This is a genomic window from Pseudomonas sp. So3.2b, from assembly GCF_019464415.1.
Lineage (GTDB): Bacteria > Pseudomonadota > Gammaproteobacteria > Pseudomonadales > Pseudomonadaceae > Aquipseudomonas > Aquipseudomonas shahriarae.
On record NZ_CP080494.1, the window covers coordinates 3,639,669 to 3,662,625 of the forward strand.

The 22,957-nt window shown below is 61.4% G+C and carries 20 protein-coding genes and 1 tRNA gene; 14 read left to right on the top strand and 7 right to left on the bottom strand.

Features of this window, described 5'->3' with window-relative positions; translation table 11 throughout:
• The first annotated feature begins 571 nt into the window (after positions 1 to 571).
• Positions 572 to 901, top strand: a complete 330-nt coding sequence (locus K1X80_RS28565) for a phage integrase central domain-containing protein (RefSeq protein ID WP_408980310.1) — start codon at positions 572 to 574, stop codon at positions 899 to 901.
• Positions 902 to 1,226: 325 nt separating this feature from the next.
• Here K1X80_RS28565 and K1X80_RS16120 read toward each other — a convergent pair.
• The 5 genes from K1X80_RS16120 to K1X80_RS16140 all read right to left on the bottom strand — a co-directional run bounded on the left by K1X80_RS16120 (position 1,227) and on the right by K1X80_RS16140 (position 4,957).
• A tRNA-Gly gene (locus tag K1X80_RS16120) sits at positions 1,227 to 1,302 on the bottom strand.
• 63 nt (positions 1,303 to 1,365) lie between these two features.
• Positions 1,366 to 1,926, bottom strand: coding sequence for a CDP-diacylglycerol--glycerol-3-phosphate 3-phosphatidyltransferase (gene pgsA / locus K1X80_RS16125; protein WP_057959261.1), 561 nt, complete (start codon positions 1,924 to 1,926; stop codon positions 1,366 to 1,368).
• Between the two features lie 32 nt (positions 1,927 to 1,958).
• Entirely contained in the window at positions 1,959 to 3,782 is a 1,824-nt protein-coding gene (gene uvrC / locus K1X80_RS16130; RefSeq protein WP_120734438.1) for an excinuclease ABC subunit UvrC, read from the bottom strand.
• 16 nt (positions 3,783 to 3,798) lie between these two features.
• Positions 3,799 to 4,440 carry a UvrY/SirA/GacA family response regulator transcription factor gene (gene uvrY, locus K1X80_RS16135; RefSeq protein ID WP_029293774.1) on the bottom strand — a complete coding sequence of 214 codons (642 nt, stop codon included), beginning with the start codon at positions 4,438 to 4,440 and terminating at the stop codon, positions 3,799 to 3,801.
• A gap of 151 nt (positions 4,441 to 4,591) precedes the next feature.
• On the bottom strand, positions 4,592 to 4,957 hold the full coding sequence (locus K1X80_RS16140; RefSeq protein ID WP_057959260.1) for a helix-turn-helix domain-containing protein: 366 nt from the start codon (positions 4,955 to 4,957) through the stop codon (positions 4,592 to 4,594).
• A gap of 81 nt (positions 4,958 to 5,038) precedes the next feature.
• Between K1X80_RS16140 and K1X80_RS16145 the strand changes: the two genes are divergently transcribed.
• The gene (locus tag K1X80_RS16145) at positions 5,039 to 5,278 is read left to right on the top strand and encodes a DNA-binding protein (protein ID WP_057440874.1); all 240 of its coding nucleotides are present in this window, start codon (positions 5,039 to 5,041) and stop codon (positions 5,276 to 5,278) included.
• Between the two features lie 36 nt (positions 5,279 to 5,314).
• On the opposite strand, the gene K1X80_RS16150 is transcribed toward K1X80_RS16145, so the two are convergent.
• Complete coding sequence (locus K1X80_RS16150; protein WP_120734439.1) at positions 5,315 to 5,764, bottom strand: GNAT family N-acetyltransferase; 450 nt, start codon at positions 5,762 to 5,764, stop codon at positions 5,315 to 5,317.
• A 19-nt stretch (positions 5,765 to 5,783) separates the two neighbouring features.
• On the bottom strand, positions 5,784 to 6,533 hold the full coding sequence (locus K1X80_RS16155) for a carbon-nitrogen hydrolase family protein (protein ID WP_220172287.1): 750 nt from the start codon (positions 6,531 to 6,533) through the stop codon (positions 5,784 to 5,786).
• 147 nt (positions 6,534 to 6,680) lie between these two features.
• On the opposite strand from K1X80_RS16155, the gene K1X80_RS28230 reads away from it, so the two are divergent.
• The 12 genes from K1X80_RS28230 to K1X80_RS16210 all read left to right on the top strand — a co-directional run bounded on the left by K1X80_RS28230 (position 6,681) and on the right by K1X80_RS16210 (position 22,920).
• On the top strand, positions 6,681 to 6,815 hold the full coding sequence (locus K1X80_RS28230; RefSeq protein WP_258571517.1) for a hypothetical protein: 135 nt from the start codon (positions 6,681 to 6,683) through the stop codon (positions 6,813 to 6,815).
• Between the two features lie 339 nt (positions 6,816 to 7,154).
• Positions 7,155 to 8,225, top strand: coding sequence for a 3-deoxy-7-phosphoheptulonate synthase (locus tag K1X80_RS16160; RefSeq protein ID WP_220172288.1), 1,071 nt, complete (start codon positions 7,155 to 7,157; stop codon positions 8,223 to 8,225).
• Positions 8,226 to 8,305: 80 nt separating this feature from the next.
• Positions 8,306 to 8,587: a peptidylprolyl isomerase gene (locus K1X80_RS16165; protein WP_128592944.1), complete on the top strand. Its 282-nt coding sequence runs from the start codon at positions 8,306 to 8,308 to the stop codon at positions 8,585 to 8,587.
• Positions 8,588 to 8,722: 135 nt separating this feature from the next.
• Positions 8,723 to 10,582 carry an extracellular solute-binding protein gene (locus tag K1X80_RS16170; protein ID WP_186625652.1) on the top strand — a complete coding sequence of 620 codons (1,860 nt, stop codon included), beginning with the start codon at positions 8,723 to 8,725 and terminating at the stop codon, positions 10,580 to 10,582.
• Positions 10,582 to 11,643, top strand: coding sequence for a microcin C ABC transporter permease YejB (locus K1X80_RS16175; RefSeq protein ID WP_057959256.1), 1,062 nt, complete (start codon positions 10,582 to 10,584; stop codon positions 11,641 to 11,643). The genes K1X80_RS16170 and K1X80_RS16175 overlap by 1 nt, the downstream gene beginning before the upstream one ends.
• Positions 11,643 to 12,665, top strand: coding sequence for an ABC transporter permease (locus tag K1X80_RS16180; protein ID WP_057959255.1), 1,023 nt, complete (start codon positions 11,643 to 11,645; stop codon positions 12,663 to 12,665). Before K1X80_RS16175 ends, K1X80_RS16180 begins: the two co-directional genes overlap by 1 nt.
• A gap of 14 nt (positions 12,666 to 12,679) precedes the next feature.
• Complete coding sequence (locus K1X80_RS16185; protein ID WP_057959320.1) at positions 12,680 to 14,257, top strand: ABC transporter ATP-binding protein; 1,578 nt, start codon at positions 12,680 to 12,682, stop codon at positions 14,255 to 14,257.
• Between the two features lie 49 nt (positions 14,258 to 14,306).
• Positions 14,307 to 15,713, top strand: a complete 1,407-nt coding sequence (locus K1X80_RS16190; RefSeq protein ID WP_220172289.1) for a sigma-54-dependent Fis family transcriptional regulator — start codon at positions 14,307 to 14,309, stop codon at positions 15,711 to 15,713.
• Between the two features lie 286 nt (positions 15,714 to 15,999).
• Positions 16,000 to 17,391: a GntP family permease gene (locus K1X80_RS16195; protein ID WP_057959253.1), complete on the top strand. Its 1,392-nt coding sequence runs from the start codon at positions 16,000 to 16,002 to the stop codon at positions 17,389 to 17,391.
• A gap of 7 nt (positions 17,392 to 17,398) precedes the next feature.
• A complete protein-coding gene (locus K1X80_RS16200) occupies positions 17,399 to 18,172 on the top strand; it encodes a 3-hydroxybutyrate dehydrogenase (protein WP_057959252.1) in 774 nt (257 codons plus the stop codon).
• A 100-nt stretch (positions 18,173 to 18,272) separates the two neighbouring features.
• Positions 18,273 to 20,225 carry an acetoacetate--CoA ligase gene (locus K1X80_RS16205; RefSeq protein ID WP_057959251.1) on the top strand — a complete coding sequence of 651 codons (1,953 nt, stop codon included), beginning with the start codon at positions 18,273 to 18,275 and terminating at the stop codon, positions 20,223 to 20,225.
• A 145-nt stretch (positions 20,226 to 20,370) separates the two neighbouring features.
• Entirely contained in the window at positions 20,371 to 22,920 is a 2,550-nt protein-coding gene (locus tag K1X80_RS16210) for a PAS domain-containing protein (RefSeq protein ID WP_057959250.1), read from the top strand.
• Positions 22,921 to 22,957 lie beyond the last annotated feature (37 nt).

Consider the following 22,957-nt stretch of genomic DNA (forward strand, 5'->3'; position numbering starts at 1 on the left):
TAGACCTAATGGATAAGCCGAATGGAAAGTAAACCTGCCAAAAAATTTGCAGCACACAATATACCAATCGTTCACATTTAACAGGGATTCTCATTTACCAACTATCGAATACCTGCTTTGTATCGGCCGAAAAACCAGAAAAAACGACTTGTAAGTAGGAGCAGCGTTTGACACTGCTCTGATAAAGAGAAAGGCCCACCAGCAGGATTACCACCAAAATCAAGCAGAGACTCGCAGAGCAGGGTGATTTTGCTCTGTATGCTCAAAGTAACAGTGCGTATGAGCACAACCTCGCCTGAATGGACAGGAACGAAAACGGGTGGCAGCCGCCAGCTGGGTTTTTCGGTACAAATTGGCTGGTAAGAGTCGAGATATGGGACTGGGCAGGCACCCCGAGGCAAGTCTGCCGTCGATCCGCTTGCCCATCGGAATGAAGAACTGGAAAGGCGACGGCTCTAAAAAGAGGCTGAGCGTTTAGCGCAGGATGCCGCCAAGGCGAAAGCAACCACTTTCAAAGAGGTCGCACTCGGCTACATCGTCGATCACAAACCAGGCTGGAAAAATACCAAGCATGCACAGCAATGGCAGGACACCCTATGCGTTCGCAGAAATAGGCAAACTTCCAACGCAGGAAATTGGCACTCAACACGTACTGAAAATTCTTAAGCCGATTTGGACAGTGATACCCGAAACCGCTAGCCGTGTGCGCAACCGCATCGAACGGGTTGTAGATGCGGTCAAAGCCGTGGGGCTGCGCGAAGGTGAGAATCCTGCTCGATGGGGACAAACTGCTGCCTCCTCGCGCCGAAGTACGTGCAGTGAAGCACCATGCAGCATTGGCATGGACAGAGCTTCCCGCCTTCATGAAGACCCTCGAAAAAGCAGAAGCGCTCAGCGCTAAAGCCCTCCGTTTACCATCCTGACGGCCTGCAGAACCAGTGAAGTATCGTGCAGTCATTGCCAGTGATTCGGGCTTGCCGAACGGTCGTATCCGAGAGTGCCATAGCGAACTCCTGAACAGAGTCAGGGCCAGATGCTCGTCTCGCTATCCATGCTGCTCCAGCAAAAAACCGATTCAGTGCACATCCAAATCCAAGATCCTCATTCGGGACTTAACGCACTGGATGGAGCTGGATTTCAGTGGTTCGCGCCACAACGAAAAAAGGACCCGAAGGTCCTTATTTCAATCACTTGCAGAATTCAGTGGAACTCTGCAGTGCTATGTTTGGAGCGGGAAACGAGACTCGAACTCGCGACCCCGACCTTGGCAAGGTCGTGCTCTACCAACTGAGCTATTCCCGCGTCTTGGTGATGCGCATTCTATAGAATCCTCACCACCCGTCAACCCCTTGATTCAAAAAAGTTTTATTTCTTTTCCACGGTCGTGCGCAGATGGGGCCAGGCGGCGCGCAGGTATTGCAGCATGGACCACAGGGTCAGGCCGGCGGCGATCAGTAGCAAGGCATAACCCAGCAGCACCCAGAAGGTGAAGCTCGACGGGTTGGCCAGCAGGATGACCAGCGCCAGCATCTGCGCAGCGGTTTTCCATTTGCCCATGTTTGACACGGCCACGTGGGCGCGTGCGCCGATTTCGGCCATCCATTCGCGCAAGGCCGAGACGACGATCTCGCGACCGATGATCACGGCCGCCGGCAGGGTCAGCCACAGGTTGCCGTGCTCCTGCACGAGCAGCACCAGCGCCACCGCAACCATCAGCTTGTCGGCCACGGGGTCGAGGAACGCGCCAAACGGCGTGCTTTGCTCCAGGCGTCGTGCCAGGTAGCCGTCCAGCCAGTCGGTCGCGGCCGCAAAGGCAAAGACCGAACTGGAGGCCATGTAGCTCCAATCATAAGGCAGGTAAAACAGCAAAATGAAAATCGGTATGAGCAGAACGCGTAGAACGGTGATCAGATTAGGGATATTCATCGGCACAACTGGCTACGAGGTGAGAAGGCATTCTACTCGCTGTGTAGGTTTGCATAAATCAACTCAGCGAGCTTTTTACTGATTCCGGGGGCTTTGGCTATTTCTTCAATGCTGGCACGGGACAATTCCTGCAATCCACCAAAATGTTTCAACAGTTCGCGTCGCCGCTTCGGCCCTACCCCCGCCACCCCTTCCAGGGTGGAGGTACGCCGGGTTTTACCACGTCGGGCGCGGTGACCGGTAATGGCAAAACGGTGGGCTTCGTCGCGAATCTGCTGAATCAGGTGCAATGCCGGTGAATCGCCCTTCAAAGTGAACTCATGGGCGGCATCATTCAAGTACAACGTTTCGAAACCGGCCTTGCGCGTCGTGCCCTTGGCCACGCCGAGCAGGATCAGGTCGGGCACCGCCAGCTCGTTGAGCACGTCACGGGCCATGGATAACTGGCCCTTGCCGCCGTCCACCAGCAGGATATCCGGCAGCTTGCCCTCGCCGTCCTTCAATTTGCTGAAGCGCCGGGTCAGGGCCTGGTGCATGGCCGCATAGTCATCGCCTGGGGTGACGCCTTCGATGTTATAGCGTCGATAATCGGACTTGATCGGCCCTTCCGGACCAAAGACCACGCAGGACGCCACGGTCGCCTCGCCGCTGGAATGGCTGATGTCGTAGCACTCCAGGCGTTGCGGTGGCTCGTCAAGCTTGAGCACGTCGGCCAGCGCTTCAAAGCGTGCGGCAACGTGCTGGCGGTTGGCCAGGCGCGCGCTCAGGGCCTGTTCGGCGTTGGTCACCGCCAGTTGCTGCCAGCGCGCACGGGTGCCGCGCACGCGGTGGCTGATGTCCAGCTCGCGGCCGCGCAGGGCGTGAATGGCGTCAATCAATGCGGGGAAGTCTTCGTGAACCACGTTGACGATCAGTTCACCCGGCAAGTCGCGCTCGGGACTGCTGACGTAGTACTGGCCGAGAAACGCGGCCATGACCTCGGCCACTTCCTCCTCGATCCCGGTCTGGGGAAAGAAGTTCTTGCTGCCCAGCACCCGGCCACCACGCACGCTGATCAGGTGCACACAAGCCCCGCCCGGATTGACGAAGGCCGCAATCACGTCGACATCACCGGTACCGCCTTCCATGCTCTGCTGGTCCTGCACCCGTCGCAACAGGGACACCTGGTCACGCAGTTCGGCGGCCCGCTCGAAGTCCAGGACACTGGCTGCCTGCTCCATGGCGCCGGACAGTTCGTCGGCCAGGGCGTTGCTGCGCCCTTCGAGGAACATCACCGAGTGACGTACGTCTTCGGCATATTCCTGAGGCTCGACCAGCCCGACGCAGGGCGCCTTGCAACGCTTGATCTGGTATTGCAGGCACGGGCGGGTGCGGTTCTTGTAGAAGCTGTCTTCGCACTGGCGCACGAAGAAGGTCTTTTGCAGCAGGCTCAGGCTCTCGCGGATCGCCCCCGCGCTGGGGTAAGGGCCAAAATACTTACCCTTGTGCTTCTTCGCCCCGCGATGGATGCTCAGGCGCGGAAAGTCACCGTCCGACAGAAACACATACGGGTAGGACTTATCGTCACGCAGCAGAATATTGTAGGGCGGCCGCCATTCCTTGATCAGCGTCTGCTCAAGCAGCAGCGCCTCGGTTTCGTTGGCCGTGATGGTGGTTTCGACCTGGGCGATACGCCCCACGAGGGCGGCCGTCTTCGGCGCCAGGCCGGTTTTGCGGAAGTAGCTGGCCAGGCGCTTCTTGAGGTTCTTGGCCTTGCCCACGTACAGCAGGCGCGCCTCGCTGTCGAACATGCGATACACGCCTGGCCGGCCGCTGCAGGTCGCAAGAAATGCACTCGGATCAAACACGGTGTTTATTTCAGAGGCTTGCATTTCAGGCGCTGGCGTCCACCATGCCGTGGCGAACCGCCAGCAAGGTCAGTTCAACATCACTGCTGATTGATAGCTTCTCGAAAATTCGATAACGGTAGGTGTTCACGGTTTTCGGCGACAGGCAAAGCTTGTCGGAAATCGACTGGACCTTCTGGCAGCCGACGATCATCAGGGCGATCTGAATCTCGCGCTCGGACAAGGCATCAAACGGCGAGTCGCTGACCGGCTGAAAGGACTTGATCGCCAATTGCTGGGCAATCTGCGGACTGATGTAGCGCTGGCCGGCAAATACCAGGCGGATAGCCTGGACCATTTCCGCGAGCCCCGCGCCTTTTGTCAGATAACCTGCTGCGCCAGCCTGCAGAAGCCGGGTAGGAAAAGGGTCTTCTTCGCAGACCGTAACAACCACGACCTTGATGTCCGGATGACTGCGCAACAGTTTGCAGGTCGCACCAAGACCACCAATCCCCGGCATCTTGACGTCCATCAAGACCACATCGGGTTTCAATTCACGCGCTTTGATCAGGGATTCCTCCCCCGACTCGGCCTGACCGACTACTTGCAGGCCATCGATGTCAGCCAGCATTCGTGTAATGCCTGTACGAACGAGATCATGGTCATCGACTACTAGCACCCTAATCAAGCAGACACCTCGCGAAATGGTCTTATAGGTTGCTGAGCACCTTAGCAAAAAACCAAGGCACAGACCTAGCTGAACGCGTCATATATATAGAGTTTCAATACACTACGAACGCCTGCCGAGCGGCAGGCGGGGGTGTTTCCTGGGCAAAAGGTCAGGATTCCTTGAGGATCGACCGGGGTTTTCCACTCGCCGCTGAGGAATGCTCTGCCAAGGTGCTGGTCAGTCTGCGGATTGCATCCTGGTCCTCTTTAAACATCGCACGGTAGTTACCCAAGACCTTTTCTTCGATCTGGCTCAGGTTGTCCAAGTGGATGGGCGTCGGGCTACCTGTCAAAACAAACAGAATATCGACACCCTTCTCTGCCACGCGGGATAGGTAATCGGCCTTCGGCGCGCGCCCACCGCTTTCGTATTTTCCCTGTGCGTTTGCCTCCACACCTCCTATTTCACCAAAAACCTTTTGCGACAAGCCCAGTCGCTCTCTTTCTTGCCTTAAGCGCGAACCTATTCCACTCATTTGGATGTAATATCCTTTATGGCACACCCCAAGAGGTGACGACGTCATCTCATTTTGCACAAACTTGAACGGTTTTGAACTATGCCCGGAATCCGTACTGCTGCACAAGCCAAAGCCTGGCTGGAACATCAAGGCAAGTCGGTTCAGGCATTCGCCAGGGAACATGGCGTGGACCCGGCGACCACCTATCAAGTGCTCGCTGGGCGCAAAAAGGGGCGGCGTGGAGAAGCCCATAAGGTGGCGGTCCTTCTGGGCATGAAAGAGGGGATCATCCTTAACGAGGCGCAAAGCCTGTGCAATGATCAGGAGATCGGCTCCTAAAGAGCAGTATGCACCGATTCAAGTTGAGCGCGAGGTTTACCGGGACGACTGCGCTGACAGACAAACAGACTCCATCCGCCAGAAACAGCCCTCCTCACCGACAATACTCAGGCCCCGACGCTGATACAGCCTTTTTGCCGGATTGGTCTTGAACACCGTCAATCGCAAATAACCCCGGCTTTCGGCCCGAGCCTTGGCGAACATCTGCTCCAGCACCCAACTGCCAGCGCCCTGGCGGCGAAAATCCTCGAGTATGTGCAGCTCGCGAATATACAGCGCGTTGTCATCGCGGCTCAGACTGACGAACCCCACCAGCCTGTCCTCTTGGCAAATCAACCAGTTTTCCCGCCCGGCCCAGGCGGTGTCGAAGCCTTTGTCGGACCATGTCAGATCGTACTGCCGATAGTAATGGCCCATCGCCTGATGCGTCAGGCTGCGTGCAAAGGCCAAGTGCTGATCCGATGCGGCCTTGAGGGTGAATGCCATCGCGGCGTACTCCATTGCGTTACAGCATGACCTGCCAACCACTCCAGTTGCCGGCCTCCCTGCGGGCTATTACCAAGGCGTCGCCCACCCCCGGCGCAGCCGCAATCAACTCGCCATCAGGCCCCCAGATTGCGCTGCGCCCGGCACACACCCAGCCACCGGACGGCCCGCCATGATTGGCCATCAGCACCACCATCGAGTGTTCGCTGGCGTACCCCTGAAGCAACGCACTATCTGCGGCGTAACCGCCCTCGCTGATCAATACACCCGCTGCATAGACTGTAGCCCCAAGCGCCGCCGCATCACGCGGATGGCTGGCGTGGGAAAAGTCAGCGCAAACCGCCAGGGCAATCCGGTCCTCGCCCCACACCAACGCCTTGCCACCCGAGCCCGGCACAAATGCCGCGTCTTCACCGGGGTGCAGATGCTGCTTGCTGTACACCGCCAATGAGCCATCCGCCGCCAACACCAGCGCACCAATCAGCACCCCGCTGCTCGACGCCAAGCGAATCGGCATACCCACCACCACCGTCATCTGCAGCTCACGCGCCAGCTCTCGCAGGGGCGCAAGCACCGTATCGTCCGGCGCAATCGCCAGCTCCCGCGCCAGCGCGGGCTCGTAACCGGTCAGGGACAACTCCGCAAACACCAGCAGTTGTACGCCGTGCTCGGCGGCCGCAACCATCAACGCCAGGTGACGCTGGATATTGGCCGCCAGGTCGCCAGCAATGGAACAGGTCTGGGCACTGGCAATAATCAAAGCGGTCATGCTCGCATCCTGGCAATCATTGGGACTATCCATCCAGCATATCGGGACTTGCGCCATAGCGCTAAGTCGCTCATCGCGATAGAAATTACTGATTGAATCCAGCGGCATCCCTCAGTTAAGCTCCACCCCATCATTTGGAGAAACACCATGTTGCCACTCACTCTCACCCAGGCCTGCCCTACTGCCGACGCCCAGCGTTCGGTCGTGGCTACCCGCGTGAACGGTTTGAGCGCACTGGTCAGCTTTTATTTTGGGTATTGGTTTAGCCACTGGCGCGCCTGATACCTGAAATCGGCGCCCACTACTCAAGGGGTCGCCTGCCAGAGAAATCTAACCCCCGGTCGGCTCCCCGACCGGGGGTTTTGTTTTTCCAGCCCTGAACAATTTTTGCTACACACCGAACTTAAAGGAAATCACACCATGAACTTCACCACTTATTACCGTTACGACACCTGCACCGCCTGGCGATTTAGCAAGCTCCGTTCGGGACAGCCTGCCGCCTCCGATCGGTCACCTATTGGTGGCAAGCCAACACACGCAGCCAATACGGCCAATTGTCGAACACCCCAGTAGGGCAGAGCGCGCGGGAACAGCCCGCCGCTTGCCCAGGAAGCAGAAATCATGAACTCCTCTATCGCCGCACTGCCCGTTACCACCCTGTTCAGCGCCAATGAAGCGCTGACCCAGCGTTTGCCCAGCGCCCTTGAGCTCAAGCACCAATTGCCCCTGAGCCCGTTCCTGACCGAGCAAGTCAACGCTCATCGCCAGGCCATCCGCGCGATTCTCAATGGTCAAGACTCCCGCCTGCTCGTCATCGTCGGCCCCTGCTCGATCCATGATCCCGAATCCGCCATGGAATACGCGCGCAATCTGAAGAAGCTGGCCAATGACGTCAGTGACCAGATGCTGCTGGTGATCCGCGCCTACGTCGAAAAACCGCGCACCACCATCGGCTGGAAAGGCCTGGCCTACGACCCGCACCTGGATGGCAGCGATGACATGGCCGCCGGCCTCACGCTGTCGCGGGAACTGATGCGCGAAATGCTGCGCCTGGGCCTGCCGGTCGCCACCGAACTGTTGCAACCGATGGCCGCCGGCTACTTCGACGATGTGCTCAGTTGGGTGGCCATTGGCGCCCGCACCACCGAATCGCAGATCCACCGGGAAATGGCCAGCGGCCTGGGCATGCCCGTCGGCTTCAAGAACGGTACCGACGGCGGCGTAGCCATCGCCTGTGACGCCATGCGTTCGGCGGCCCACCCGCACCGCCACTTCGGCGTCGACAGCCAGGGCCATCCGGCGATCATCCAGACCCCGGGCAACGCCGACACCCACCTGGTGTTGCGCGGCGGCCACCGTGGCCCGAACTACGATCGCCAGAGCGTGGCCCAGGTCAAGACCGACCTGGCCAAAAGCAAAGTGGCCACGCGGATCATGGTCGATTGCAGCCACGCCAACAGCGGCAAGGACCCGATGCGCCAACCGGCGGTATTCAATGACGTGCTGGAGCAACGCTTGCAGGGCGACACCTCGCTGATCGGCATGATGCTGGAGAGTCATTTGTTCGAAGGCTGCCAGCCGCTCAGCCCGTCGATGCGCTACGGCGTCTCGGTGACCGACGGCTGCCTGGGTTGGGACGGGACTGAGCAGTTGCTGCGTGAAGCAGCCGCACGTCTGCGCGATCGAGCCTGATGTAAATCAGTGGAACTTTGCCGGGAAATAACCGCCTGAATCCGGTACGCTCACCTTTTTTATTCAAGGAGTTACCCACCATGGCCAAAGCCACCGCCCGTCACATCCTGGTTGCCACCGAAGACAAGTGCAACGAACTGAAAGTCCAGATCGAAGGCGGCGCTGATTTCGCAGTAGTCGCCAAAGCCAACTCCAGCTGCCCATCGAGCCGCGACGGCGGCAACCTGGGTTCGTTCGGTCCTGGCCAGATGGTCAAGGAATTCGACGCGGTCGTATTCAGCGCACCGGTCAATACCGTGCAAGGCCCAGTGAAAACCCAGTTCGGTTATCACCTGCTGGAAGTGACCAGCCGCCAGGACTGATCTACGTCTTCGCAGCACTCAACGGCCCGCCTTTTGGTGGGCCGTTGTGTTTGCGGGGTCACCAGGTGACTGGCGACCCGCGCACGGTTAGGGTACAAGTCCCCTTCCTTCTTCACCCGGTGCTCAAGGCTGATAATGCGACTGGATTTCCTCACGTTCGTTGGCTCTACCCTGGCCCTGCTGCTGGCGAGTACCGCCTCGTTCGCAGCCCCGCAACATGCATTGACCGTCTACGGCGAGCCAGCCAAGTACCCTGCCGGCTTCAGCCATTTTGACTATGTAAACCCCGACGCCCCCAAGGGCGGCAGCCTCAAGCGCTCGGCCCTCGAGGTCGGTCGCTTCGACCATGTGCTGCCGTATATCGACAAAGGCATCGGCGTCAGCCAGTTGGACGGCTGGGTGTATTCGCCCCTGGCCTACCGCTCACTGGATGAACCCTATACCGTCTACGGCCTGGTCGCGCAAAAGATGGAGCGCGCCGAGGACGGCCTGTACCTGCGATTTTTCCTCAACCCCAAGGCACGTTTTGCCGACGGCAAGCCGATCACCGCAGAAGATGTGCGCTACAGCTACAACCTGCTGATGACCCAGGGCAGCCTGCGCTTTCGCACACTGTTTGCCGACGTCAAGCACGTCGAGGTCGAAGGCCCGCTGCAAGTGCGCTTTGACTTCGCCAGCAATGAAAACCGCACCCTGCCCCTGGATCTCGCGACCCTGCCGGTGTTCCCCGAGCATTGGTGGAAGAGCCGCGACTTTGCCAATGGTGGCGGCTATGAAGCGCCTCTGGGCAGCGGCCCGTACAAGGTCAGCAAAATCAATGCCGGCAGTACCATCACCTTCCAGCGCGATCCCGACTGGTGGGGCAAGGACTTGCCCGTCAGCCGCGGCCTGTACAACTTCGACCGCCTGAGTCTGGAGTACTTCGGCGATACCGAAGTCGCGCGCCAGGTCCTGCGCGGCGGTGCCTACGACTTCAATCGCGAGTTCTCCGCCACCGGCTATTCCATCGGCTACAACGGCCCGGCCCTGGACGATGGCCGCCTGCAACGCGCGCACCTGGCCAAACACGCCCCGCAAACAGCCCAGGGCTATGTGTTCAATGTGCAAAAACCGATGTTCCAGGACCGCCGCGTGCGCCAGGCCCTGGCCATGCTCTGGGATTTCGAGTGGGCCAACCGGCAGATGATGCGCAACCTGTATATCCGCCAGCAAAGCTACTTTTCCAACAGCCCACTGGCCGCCACTCAATTGCCCGACGCCCAGGAGCTGGCGATTCTCGAGCCCCTGCGCGGGCAGATCCCCGACGAAGTCTTTACCCAGGTGTTCAAGGCGCCGACCACCGACGGCAGCGGCATGATCCGCGACAAGCAGCTACAAGCCCTGGCCCTGCTGGAAGACGCCGGCTGGACGCCCAAGGGCGACAAACTGGTGAATGCCGCCGGCGAGCCCCTGGAGTTCACCTTCCTCAATGTGCAAAACGGCCTGGAACGCCTGCTGCTGCCCTATAAACGCAACCTGGCGCAGATCGGCATCACCCTCAACATCCGGCGCATCGACTCGTCCCAGTACGTCAACCGCCTGATGACCCGGGACTACGACATGATCGTCACCGGCTTCCCGGTCACCACCTCGCCGGGCATGGAGCTGTACAACTACTTCGGTTCGTCGTCGGCGTTCGACCCGGGCAGCAACAACTACATCGTCCTGCAAAACCCGGCGGTCGATACCCTGGTCACCGGCCTGGTACGCGCCACCACCCAGGCACAGATGCTCAGCTACGCCCATGCCCTGGACCGGGTGCTGCAATGGAATTACTACTGGATCCCCAATTACTACCCGCCCGGCACCTCGGCCGCGTGGTGGAACCGCTTCGGTCGCCCGGCCATCGAGGCCAGCAACGACGAAGCACTGGAATCGTGGTGGGAAGTCAGCCCCACGCCACTGACCAATGAGCAGATGAAAGCCGAACTGAGCAAGCCGCGAGGTGCCCACTGATGTTTGCCTATATCGTGCGGCGCCTGCTGCTGATCATCCCGACCCTGGTGATTATCCTGCTGGTGAACTTTGTGATCGTCCAGGCCGCGCCCGGCGGGCCGGTGGAGCAAGCCATCGCCCACTTGCAGGGGATTGGCGGCGGGGGCGTCGGCGGCTCGGCCGGCGACGGCGTCAGCAGTGGCTCCCGCGCCAGTCGCGGCCTTGACCCCAAGCTGATCAAAGACATCGAAAAACAATACGGCTTCGACAAGTCCGCCCCCGAACGCCTGTGGCTGATGCTCAAGAACTATGCCCAGCTGGATTTCGGCAACAGCTTCTTTCGCGGCGCCACGGTGATCGACCTGATCCTGGAAAAGTTGCCGGTGACCCTTTCCCTCGGCCTCTGGGCAACCCTGATCACCTACCTGGTGTCGATCCCCCTGGGGATCCGCAAGGCGGTGCGCCACGGCAGCAGTTTCGATGTATGGAGCAGCACCGCCATCGTCATTGGCTACGCGATGCCGGCCTTCCTGTTTGCGATGTTTTTGATCGTGGTCTTTGCCGGCGGCAGCACCTTGAACTGGTTCCCGGTGCGCGGCCTGGTGTCGGAGAACTTCGAGCAACTGAGCACCCTGGGCAAGATCGCCGATTACTTCTGGCACCTTGTGCTGCCGGTCAGCGCCCTGGTGATCGGTGGTTTCGCCACCTTGACCATCCTCACCAAAAACTCGTTCCTCAATGAAATCACGCGTCAGTACGTGGTCACGGCACGCGCCAAAGGCCTGAGCGAGCGGCGCGTGCTCTACTGCCATGTGTTTCGCAACGCCATGCTGCTGGTGATCTCCGGGATCCCCCAGGCGTTTATCAGTGTGTTCTTCGCCGGCTCGCTGCTGATCGAGGTGATCTTCTCCCTCGACGGTCTGGGCCGCATGAGCTACGAAGCGGCGGTGTCGCGGGACTATCCGGTGGTGTTTGGTTCGCTGTTTATCTTCACCCTGTTTGGCCTGCTGATAAAACTGATCGGCGACCTCTGCTACACCCTGGTGGACCCGCGTATCGACTTCGCCGCGAGGAACGCCTGATGCTCAATCTGTCTCCCGTGGCCCGTCGCCGCTTCGAACGTTTCAAGCAAAACCGCCGGGGCTGGTGGTCGCTGTGGCTGTTTATCGGCCTGTTTATCCTGACCCTGGGCGGCGAGTTGATCGCCAACGACAAACCCCTGGTGCTCAGCTATCAGGACCAGTTGTATTTCCCGGTGTTCAAGCGCTACACCGAGCAGCAGTTCGGCGGGCAACTGCCATTCCAGGCCGACTACCGCAGTGACTACGTGCAGCAACTGATCAAGCAAGACGGCGGCTGGATGCTGTTCCCGCCGATCCCCTTCAGCGACGACACGCCCAACTACGAGCTGACCCGCCCAGCCCCCAGCCCGCCGTCCACGGTGAACTGGCTGGGCACCGACGACCAGTCCCGCGATGTGCTGGCGCGGGTGATCTTCGGCGCGCGGGTGTCGATCCTGTTCGCCCTCGGCCTGACCCTGATCAGCGCCGTCATCGGCATTGCCGCCGGCGCCTTGCAGGGCTATTACGGCGGCTGGGTCGACCTGCTCGGCCAGCGCATCCTTGAAGTGTGGTCGGGGCTGCCGGTCCTGTACCTGCTGATCATCCTCTCGGGGTTTGTCGAGCCGAACTTCTGGTGGCTGCTGGGGATCATGGCGCTGTTTTCCTGGCTGGCCCTGGTGGATGTGGTGCGTGCCGAGTTCCTGCGCGGGCGCAACCTGGAGTACGTGAAAGCCGCACGCGCCCTGGGCCTGGGCGACGCCAAGATCATTCGCCGGCACATCCTGCCGAACGCGATGACCGCCACCCTGAGCTATCTGCCTTTTATCCTGACCGGGGCGATTTCCACCCTCAGCGCCCTGGACTTTCTCGGCTTCGGCATGCCGGCGGGGAGCGCGTCCCTCGGTGAGTTGATCGCCCAGGGCAAGCAGAACCTGCAAGCACCGTGGCTCGGGCTCACGGCCTTTTTCACCCTGGCGCTGATTCTGTCACTGCTGGTATTTATCGGCGAGGCGCTGCGTGACGCCTTCGACCCACGATCATGAAGGGCGATGCATCCATGACTGACAACCTGATCGAGATCCGCGACCTGTGCGTCGCCTTCAGCGGCCAGACCGTGGTGCGCAACCTGAGCCTGGATGTGCGCCCCGGCGAGTGCCTGGCACTGGTGGGCGAGTCGGGCTCGGGCAAGTCGGTGACCGCCCATTCGATCCTGCAACTGCTGCCTCAGGCCGGCACCGTTACCACAGGGTCGGTGCGCTATCGCGGCCAGGAGCTGATCGGCGCCGAGGCCGGCACCCTGCAAAAGCTGCGCGGCAACCGCATCGCGATGATCTTCCAGGAGCCGATGACCTCCCTCAATCCCTTGCACAGCATCGAAAAGCAGATCGGCGAAACCCTGCTGCTGCACAAGGGCCTGGGCGGCAAGGCGGCGCAGGCACGCATCCTCGAACTGCTGGACCTGGTGGGCATTCGCAACCCCCAGGAACGCCTCAAGTCCTACCCCCACCAGCTGTCGGGTGGCCAGCGCCAGCGGGTGATGATCGCCATGGCCCTGGCCTGCGAACCGGAACTGCTGATCGCCGATGAGCCGACCACCGCCCTGGATGTGACGGTGCAACGCAAGATTCTGCTGCTGCTCAAATCCTTGCAGCAACGCCTGGGCATGTCGCTGCTGCTGATCAGCCACGACCTCAACCTGGTGCGCAGCATTGCCCAGCGCGTGTGCGTGATGCAGGCCGGGGAAACTGTCGAGCAGGCCGACTGCCAAACCCTGTTCAATGCCCCGCAACATCCCTACAGCCGCCTGCTGCTGGATGCCGAACCGGTCGGTACCGCGCTGTGCCAGGATCAGCGCGAGACGGTGTTGCAGGTCGCCGGCCTGAGTGTGCGCTTCCCCATCGGTGGCGGGCTGTTCCGGCGCAAGCAGTACCTGCAGGCGGTGGACGGCATCAGCCTGGACCTGCAACGGGGCAAGACCCTGGGAATCGTCGGCGAGTCCGGCTCCGGCAAGTCCACCCTGGGCCAGGCGATCCTGCGTCTGCTCGACTCCAGCGGCAGCATCCGCTTCCAGGGCGAGGCTCTCGACAACCTCAGCCAGAAACAGATGCGCCCGTGGCGCAAGCAGATGCAGGTGGTATTCCAGGACCCCTACGGCAGCCTCAGCCCGCGCATGTCGGTACAGCAGATCATCAGCGAAGGCCTGGAAGTACACGCGCCATGCAGCCCACAGGAGTGTGACGCCCAGGTGATCAAAGTGCTGCAGGATGTGGGGCTCGACCCGGCCAGCCGTCACCGCTACCCCCACGAATTTTCCGGCGGCCAGCGCCAACGCATAGCCATCGCCCGCGCCCTGGTGCTGCGCCCGGCCTTGATGCTGCTGGACGAGCCGACTTCGGCCCTGGACCGCACCGTGCAAAAACAAGTGGTGGCGCTGCTGCGTGAACTGCAGGAAAAATACGCCCTGACCTACCTGTTTATCAGCCATGACCTGGCCGTGGTACGGGCCATGGCCCACGATATGATCGTGATCAAGGATGGCCAGGTGGTTGAGCGCGGGCCATGCGCTGACGTCTTTGCCGCGCCACAGCACCCCTACACTCAAGAGCTGCTTGCTGCCGCGCACGCTCCCCTGTAGGAGCAGGCTCCTACCATTGAACTCATCCTTTATTTTTGGCGCCCCGACCATGAACACCACCGAAAGCCTCAAGGACTACCCGCACGTTCGCGGCCTGGCGATCCAGTCCCTGTTCGAGATCATCGAGCAGTCCAGCGAAGGCACGGTGATTGTCGACCGCGACGCCAACATCGTGTGGATGAACGAGCGCTACGCCAAGCGCTTCGGCCTGAAAAGCGCCGACCAGGCCATCGGCCAACCTTGCGAGCAGGTGATCTCCAACAGCCTGTTACGCCAGGTGGTGCGCAGTGACCAGCCGATCCTCCTGGATATCCAGGACACGCCCAAAGGCCCGTTGGTGGTGATGCGCCTGCCGATCCACGACGATGCCGGCAAGGTCATCGGCGCCATCGGCTTTGCCCTGTTCGATGAGTTGCGCAACCTCTCGCCGATGATCGAGCGCTACCTGAGCATGCAACAGGAACTGGCTTCGACCCGTTCGCTGCTGCGCTCACGCCAGAGCAAGTACAACTTCGCACACTTTATCGGCACCAGCGCTGCCAGCCTCGAGGTCAAGCGCCGGGCGCGGCGCAGCGCGAGTGCCGAGTCGCCGGTGTTGCTGCTGGGCGAGACCGGCACCGGCAAGGAGCTGCTGGCCCAGGCCATCCATGGTGCGTCACCCCGAGCCAACAAAGCGTTTGTCAGCATCAACAGCGCCGCCATCCCCCATGACCTTCTGGAAGCCGAGTTCTTCGGCACCGCGCCCGGCGCCTTCACCGGCGCCGACCGCAAGGGCCGCCCCGGCAAATTGCAAATCGCCCAGGGCGGGACGTTGTTTCTCGATGAAATCGGCGACATGCCATTGCCCCTGCAAAGCAAACTGCTGCGGGTGCTACAGGAGAAAGAATTTGAGCCGGTGGGCTCCAACGAGATGATCCACAGCGACGTGCGGGTGATTGCCGCGACCTCCAACGACCTGGAAGCGGCGATCAAGCGTGGCGAGTTTCGCGCTGACTTGTATTACCGCCTCAACGTGTTGCCGATCCAAGTCACGCCCCTGCGCGAACGCCTGGACGATATCCCGGCGTTGAGTGAAGCAATCCTCGAAGAACTGCGCAGCCAGCATGAACTGGACCGCGAAGCCCTGGCACTGCTGGCCCAGCATGCCTGGCCGGGGAATATCCGCGAGCTGCGCAACGTACTGGAGCGCGCCGCGTTGCTCAGTGATGACCTGGTGTTGGATGCGCAGGAGATTCGTGCGGCGATCGGCACCTTCAGCCCGGTGGAGCGTAGCGCTGTGGCGCCCGTAGAGGTCGAAACCTTCAGCGTGGCGCGGGAGCGGTTTGACCGGCAGTTGATTGGTGCAGCGTTGCGCCAATGCGGGGGCAATGTGATCGAGGCCGCCAAGCAATTGGGGCTCGGGCGCTCGACGCTGTACAAGAAGATGGTGGCGCTGGGCATCGAGCAATCTCAATAAAGAGACATAAATCTCACAACAAAGACACCTCCATGTGGGAGCGGGCTCGCCCGCGAATGCGGTCTATCAGCAACAAAATCATTGCCTGACACAGCGCTTTCGCGAGCAAGCCCGCTCCCACATTGGAATTTCATCTGTCTTGAAATAGAGACTCAGCATGAAAACCACAGCTCAGAAATTATAAATATCCATATATATCAATAAGTTACAAACTTGGCACGCTTCCCGCTATAGCCCCTTCCTACAGCTACACCCCACAACAATAACAATCCGATGGAGACACACCATGAGTGTGATCATTGCCCTGGCGGCGCTCGCGCTGCTGATGCTGGCTGCCTACCGTGGCTATAGCGTCATCCTGTTTGCCCCTATCGCCGCCCTCGGCGCGGTGTTGCTCACTGACCCTTCCGCCGTTGCCCCAGCCTTTACTGGGGTGTTCATGGAAAAAATGGTCGGCTTTATCAAACTGTATTTCCCGGTGTTCCTGCTCGGCGCGGTGTTCGGCAAGCTGATCGAGCTGTCAGGCTTTTCGCGCTCGATTGTCGCGGCCGCCATCCGCTTGCTCGGCACTCGCCAGGCGATGCTGGTGATCGTGCTGGTGTGTGCCTTGCTGACCTACGGCGGCGTGTCGCTGTTTGTGGTGGTGTTTGCGGTGTACCCGTTCGCCGCCGAGATGTTCCGCCAGAGCAATATCCCCAAGCGTCTGATCCCGGCGACCATTGCCCTGGGCGCGTTCTCGTTCACCATGGACGCCCTGCCCGGCACGCCGCAGATTCAGAACATCATCCCCAGCACCTTTTTCAACACCACCGCCTGGGCTGCGCCCTGGCTGGGCGTGATCGGCACGATCTTTGTGTTCTGCGCCGGCATGCTGTACCTGGCGCGCCAGCGCAACAAGGCCCAGCGTGCCGGTGAAGGCTATGGCACCGACTTGCGCAACGAGCCGGAAACCGCCGAAGACCTGAGCCTGCCCAACCCGTGGATCGCCCTGTCGCCGCTGATTCTGGTGGGGGTGATGAACCTGCTGTTCACCCACTGGATCCCGCAGTGGTACGGCAAGACCCACAGCCTCGCCCTGCCGGGCATGAGCGCACCGGTGACCACCGAAATCGCCAAGCTCACCGCGATCTGGGCGGTGCAGGCGGCCTTGCTGGTGGGGATCATCATGGTCCTGGTGTTCGGCTTCCAGGCGATCAAGAGCAAGCTGGCCGAAGGCAGTAAAAGCGCAGTCAGCGGCGCGCTGCTGGCGGCGATGAACACCGCTTCGGAATACGGCTTCGGCGCGGTCATCGCCTCGTTGCCAGGCTTCCTGGTGCTGGCGGACTGGCTCAAGGGCATCCCCAACCCGCTGGTCAACGAAGCGATTACCGTGACCCTGCTAGCCGGCATCACCGGCTCGGCGTCCGGCGGCATGAGCATCGCCCTGGCGGCCATGTCCGAGAGCTTTATTTCCGCGGCCCATGCCGCCAATATCCCCCTGGAAGTGCTGCACCGGGTCGCGGCCATGGCCAGCGGCGGCATGGACACCCTGCCGCACAACGGCGCGGTCATTACCCTGTTGGCGGTCACCGGGCTGACCCACCGCGAAGCCTACAAGGATATTTTCGGCATCACGATCATCAAGACCCTCGCGGTGTTCGTGGTGATCGGTACTTTCTACGCCACCGGCATTGTGTGAGGTTTTCATGACGACATTGAACGGCAAGACCGCCCTGGTCACCGGCTCCACCAGCGGCATCGGCCTGGGGATTGCCCTGAGCCTGGCCAAGGCCGGCGCCAATCTGATCCTCAACGGGTTCGGCGATGCCAGCGCGGTGATCGCCCAGGTGCAGGCCTTCGGCGGCAAAGTCGGCCATCACCCGGCGGATGTCAGCGACCCGGCGCAAATCGCCGAGATGGTCGCCTACGCCGAGCGCGAGTTCGGCGGCATCGACATCCTGGTGAACAACGCGGGCATTCAGCATGTGGCGGCAGTGGAAGACTTCCCGGTGGAGCGCTGGGACTCGATCATCGCGATCAACCTGTCGTCGGTGTTCCACAGCACGCGCCTGAGCCTGCCGGGCATGAAGGCCAAGGGCTGGGGGCGGATCGTCAATATCGCCTCGGTACACGGCCAGGTCGGCTCGGTCGGCAAGGCCGCGTACGTCGCGGCCAAGCACGGGGTGATCGGCCTGACCAAAGTGGTCGGCCTGGAAACCGCCACCAGCAATGTGACCTGCAATGCCATCTGCCCCGGCTGGGTCCTGACCCCGCTGGTGCAAAAGCAGATCGACGATCGCATTGCTGCAGGCGTAGACCCGCAACAGGCCCAGCATGATCTGCTGGCCGAGAAGCAGCCCTCCCTGGAGTTCGTCACCCCACCGCAACTGGGTGAACTGGTACTGTTCCTGTGCAGTGAAGCCGGCAGCCAGGTGCGTGGCGCGGCGTGGAATATTGATGGTGGGTGGTTGGCCCAGTAACCCAAACACCACACATCCCCTGTAGGCGCTGGCTTGCCTGCGCCCACAGTTTGGATGTGTGGTGCCTGGCAGATTTCATACAAGAACAAGAGAGTGCGCCATGTCCGATATCCTCTGGCAACCCAGCCCGGAACGCATCCACACCACCCGGATGGACCAGTTCCGGCGCTTTATCAATGATCGCCACGCCTTGCAGATCAACGATTACCCCACCCTGCACCAATGGAGCATCGACCAGCGCCCGGATTTCTGGGCGGCGATTGTCGAGTTCTTCGACGTGCAGTTTCGTACGCCACCCAGCACCGTGCTGGTGGAAGGCACGCCGATGCCCAGCGCCCAGTGGTTTCCCGGCGCCACCCTGAACTTTGCCGAGCACCTGCTGCGCCGCCGCGATGACCACCCCGCCGTGGTCGCTATCGGCGAAGACGGCCAGCGCGAACAACTGAGCTATGCCGAACTGGCCCGCCACGTCGCCGGCCTGCAACGCAGCCTGCAAGCGGCGGGCGTGGGCCTGGGTGATCGGGTGGCGGCGTGCATGCCCAATACCTGGCAAACCCTGGTGGGCATGCTTGCCACTACCAGCCTCGGGGCGATCTGGTCGTGTTCCTCGCCGGACTTCGGCACCCAAGGGGTGATCGACCGCTTCGGCCAGATCGAGCCCAAGGTGCTGATCACCTGCGCCGGTTATCGCTATGCCGGCAAGCTGATCGACCAGAGCGCCAAGCTCAATGAAATCCTCGACCGCCTGCCGTCCCTGCAACACCTGATCATCGTGCCCTACGCCCGACCCGAGGCGCGCGTCGAGGATTACCCGACCCAGGCCAACGTCGCCCTGTGGGATGACTTCTACCGCCCCGGCGGCGAACCGCAGTTTGTCGCCGTACCCTTCGACCATCCGTTGTACATCCTCTACTCCAGCGGCACCACCGGCGTGCCCAAATGCATCATCCACGGTACCGGCGGCGTGCTGCTGACTCACCTCAAGGAACATGGCCTGCACGCCGACCTGTCACGCGACGACTGCCTGTTTTACTACACCACCTGCGGCTGGATGATGTGGAACTGGCTGGTCTCGGTCCTGGCCATCGGCGCCACGGTAGTGCTGTACGACGGCTCACCGTTTCATCCGGGGCCGGAGCGTCTGATTGACCTGATCGACCAGGAGCGCATCAGCGTGTTCGGCACCAGCCCGAAATTCCTCGCCACCCTGGAAAAGGCCGGCCTGCAACCGCGTCGCAGCCATGACCTGGGTAGCCTCAAGGGCCTGATCTCGACCGGCTCGCCACTGTCGCCCCAGAGCTACGACTACGTGTACCGCGACATCAAACAGGAGCTGTGCCTGTCGTCGATGTCGGGCGGTACCGATATCGTCTCCTGCTTTGTCATCGGCAACCCGGTGCTGCCGGTACGGCGCGGCGAAATGCAGTGCAAGAGCCTGGCGATGGCCATCGAAGTGTGGGACGACCAGGGCCGGGCGCTGGTCGGTGAAAAAGGCGAACTGGTGTGCACCCGGCACTTCCCGGCCATGCCCATTGGCCTGTGGAATGACCCACAGGGGGAAAAACTGCGCGCCTCGTATTTCAGCCAGTTCCCCGGCGTCTGGGCCCAGGGCGACTATGCCGAGCAACGCGCCAATGGCAGCCTGCTGATCCATGGCCGTTCGGATGCGGTGCTCAACCCCGGTGGCGTGCGCATCGGTACGGCGGAAATCTACCGCCAGGTGGAAAAAGTCCCCCAGGTCCTGGAAAGCCTGGCCATCGGCCAACGCTGGCAGGACGACGTGCGCGTGGTGCTGTTTGTGCGCCTCAATGACGGCGAACACCTGGACGCCGCGCTTGAGCAGCAGATCCGCGAGGTGATCCGCGCCAACACCACGCCGCGCCATGTGCCGGCAAAGATCCTCAGTGTCAGCGACATCCCGCGCACCATCAGCGGCAAGATCGTCGAGTTGGCGGTAAGAAATGTCGTGCATGGCGAACCGGTGAAAAACACCGATGCCCTGGCCAACCCCGAAGCCCTGGAGCAGTTTCGCGACCGCCCTGAGCTGGCATAAAGGATGAAAGGTTTCAGCGCCCACACACTCATTTGAAGATAAACCCCTCAAGCATGCTATTTTTCGAGGGGTAGGCAGCCGTTTCCGCAGCACGGGATAATCGGCCTCTGTCATTCTTCAAGCGTTACGCGCGGGACACTTACACATGAACGGATCACCCACCGGCAGCCAGGCCGCGGCCCTGATCGCACGGCTGGACTGGGCCACAAGCCCCCTCGGTGATGCCAGCCATTGGCCACAAAGCCTGCGCACGGCAGTCGATATCGTCATCCACTCACCGATGCCGATGCTGTTGCTGTGGGGCGACGAACTCACGCAGATCTACAACGATGGCTTCGCCCTGCTGGCCGGCAACAAGCACCCCCAGGCCTTCGGCCAGCCGACCCACCGGGTCTGGCCGGAGATGCAACACTTCACCGCCCCGATCTACAGCGCCGTACTGGCCGGCCAGGTGCGTACGTTCAGCGAGCAGCGTTTTATCCTGCAGCGCAATCACCGTGATACGGAAATCTGGCTGGACCTGACCTACAGCCCGATCCGCGACGAACGCGGCCGGGTCGCCGGGGTCCTGGTGACGGCGATTGAAACCAACGAGCGCCGGCAACTCGCCCAGGAGCTGCAACAACGCTCCGAGGCCAGCCTCAAGGCCCAGCACGATACCGAGCAACGCTTGCAACTGGCCCTGGCCGCCACCGATGCAGTGGGCACCTGGGACTGGGATATCAGCGAAGACCGCTTTATCGCCGACAGCCATTTTGCCCAGCTGCATGGGGTTGATCCGGCTAAAGCCCGGCAGTTGCCCATCAGTGATTACCTGCAAGGCGTGCACCCGGAAGACCGTGGCATGGTGGCCCGCAGCATCAAGCATTGCATCAGCCATGGCTCCGAGTACGCCGAGGAATATCGCCTGCTCCAGGCCGACGGCCAGGTGCGCTGGGTGTTTGCCCGTGGCCGCTGCTACAAGGATCACCACGGCCGGCCGACGCGCTTTCTCGGGGCGGCCCTGGACCTGACCGAACGCAAGCACACCGAGCAAGCCCTGCGCCAGAGCCAGACCGAGCTGCAGTTGATCATCAACGCGATGCCGGTGCTGATCGGTTATGTCGATCACGAAGAACGCTTTCGCCTGAACAACAGCGCCTACCTCGACTGGTATGGCCTGACCCCGCAAGAGCTGTATGGCAAGACCATCCGCGAAGTGATCGGCGCCGAGATCTATGCCGGGCGCGCCGATAAGATCGCCGCCGCACTCAAGGGCAAGGCCTGCAGCTTCATTACCGTCACCCCCCATCGCGATGGCCGGCCCCGGCATGCGCTGATGAAGTACCTGCCACGCTTCAGCGCCGATGGCTCGGTCAATGGTTTCTACATCTTTGTGATTGATGAGACCGAGCGCAAACTCACCGAGGAAGCCCTGCGCCACCTCAACGACAACCTCGAAGAACGCGTGGCCCAGCGTACCCAGGCCCTGGCCGAAGCCAACCAGCGCCTGCAAAACGAGATGTTCGAGCGCGAACGTGCCGAAGACGCGCTGCGCCATGCGCAAAAAATGGAAGCGGTCGGCCAGCTTACCGGTGGGATCGCCCATGACTTCAACAATATGCTCACCGGGATCATCGGCAGCCTGGACCTGATGCAGCGCTACATCGCCGCCGGCCGTAGCGATGAGATCGGCCGCTTCACCGACGCCGCCGTGTCCTCGGCCCATCGCGCCGCCGCCCTGACCCATCGCCTGCTGGCCTTCTCCCGGCGCCAGTCCCTGGACCGCCGGCCCCTGGACCCGAACCAGTTGGTCGCGTCCCTGGAAGACCTGTTCCGCCGTACCAAAGGCGCCCATATCGAACTGAAGGTGCAGCTGGGCAGCGATATCTGGCCGGTAAACACCGACGCCAGCCAACTGGAAAACGCCCTGCTCAACCTGGTGATCAACGCCCGCGATGCCATGCCTGATGGTGGGCTACTGAGCATCGAGACCGCCAACAGCTACCTCGACGGCACCGACATCACCACCCTGGAGCCGGTCAAGGCCGGCGACTACGTGATGCTCGGCGTGTGCGACAACGGCGCCGGCATGACCCCGAAAATCCTGGCCAAGGCCTTCGACCCGTTCTTTACCACCAAGCCCATCGGCCAGGGCACCGGCCTGGGGTTGTCGATGATCTATGGTTTTGCCCAGCAATCGGGCGGCCACGTCACGATCCACAGTGAACCGGGCCGGGGCACCTGCGTGCGCCTGTACCTGCCGCGCCTGCATGGCACCGCCCTGGAAAAAGTCCCGCCGCAGGTCCCCGTGGAAGCCCCTGTGGCGCTGGACGGCGAAGCCGTGGTGGTGGTCGAGGACGATGCGGCGGTGCGCATGCTGGTGGTCAACCTGCTGGATGAATTGGGCTACACCGCCCACCAGGCGGCCGACGCACGCGCAGCCCTGCCATTGCTGGAGTCTGACCTGCGGGTGGACTTGCTGGTGACCGATGTCGGCCTGCCCGGCATGAACGGCCGACAACTGGCGGAAATCGCCCGCCAGCACCGCCCTACACTCAAGGTGCTGTTCATGACCGGCTACGCCGAGACCGCCGCCGAGCGCCAGGGTTTTCTGGAGGACGGCATGGACATGGTGGCCAAGCCGTTTTCCATCGACCAGTTGGCCACGAAAATCCGCAGCATGATCGGCGTCAAAGGCCAAGTTGATGCATAATCCCGCGCCTTCAAGCCCGACCGTTGCAAGGTAACTG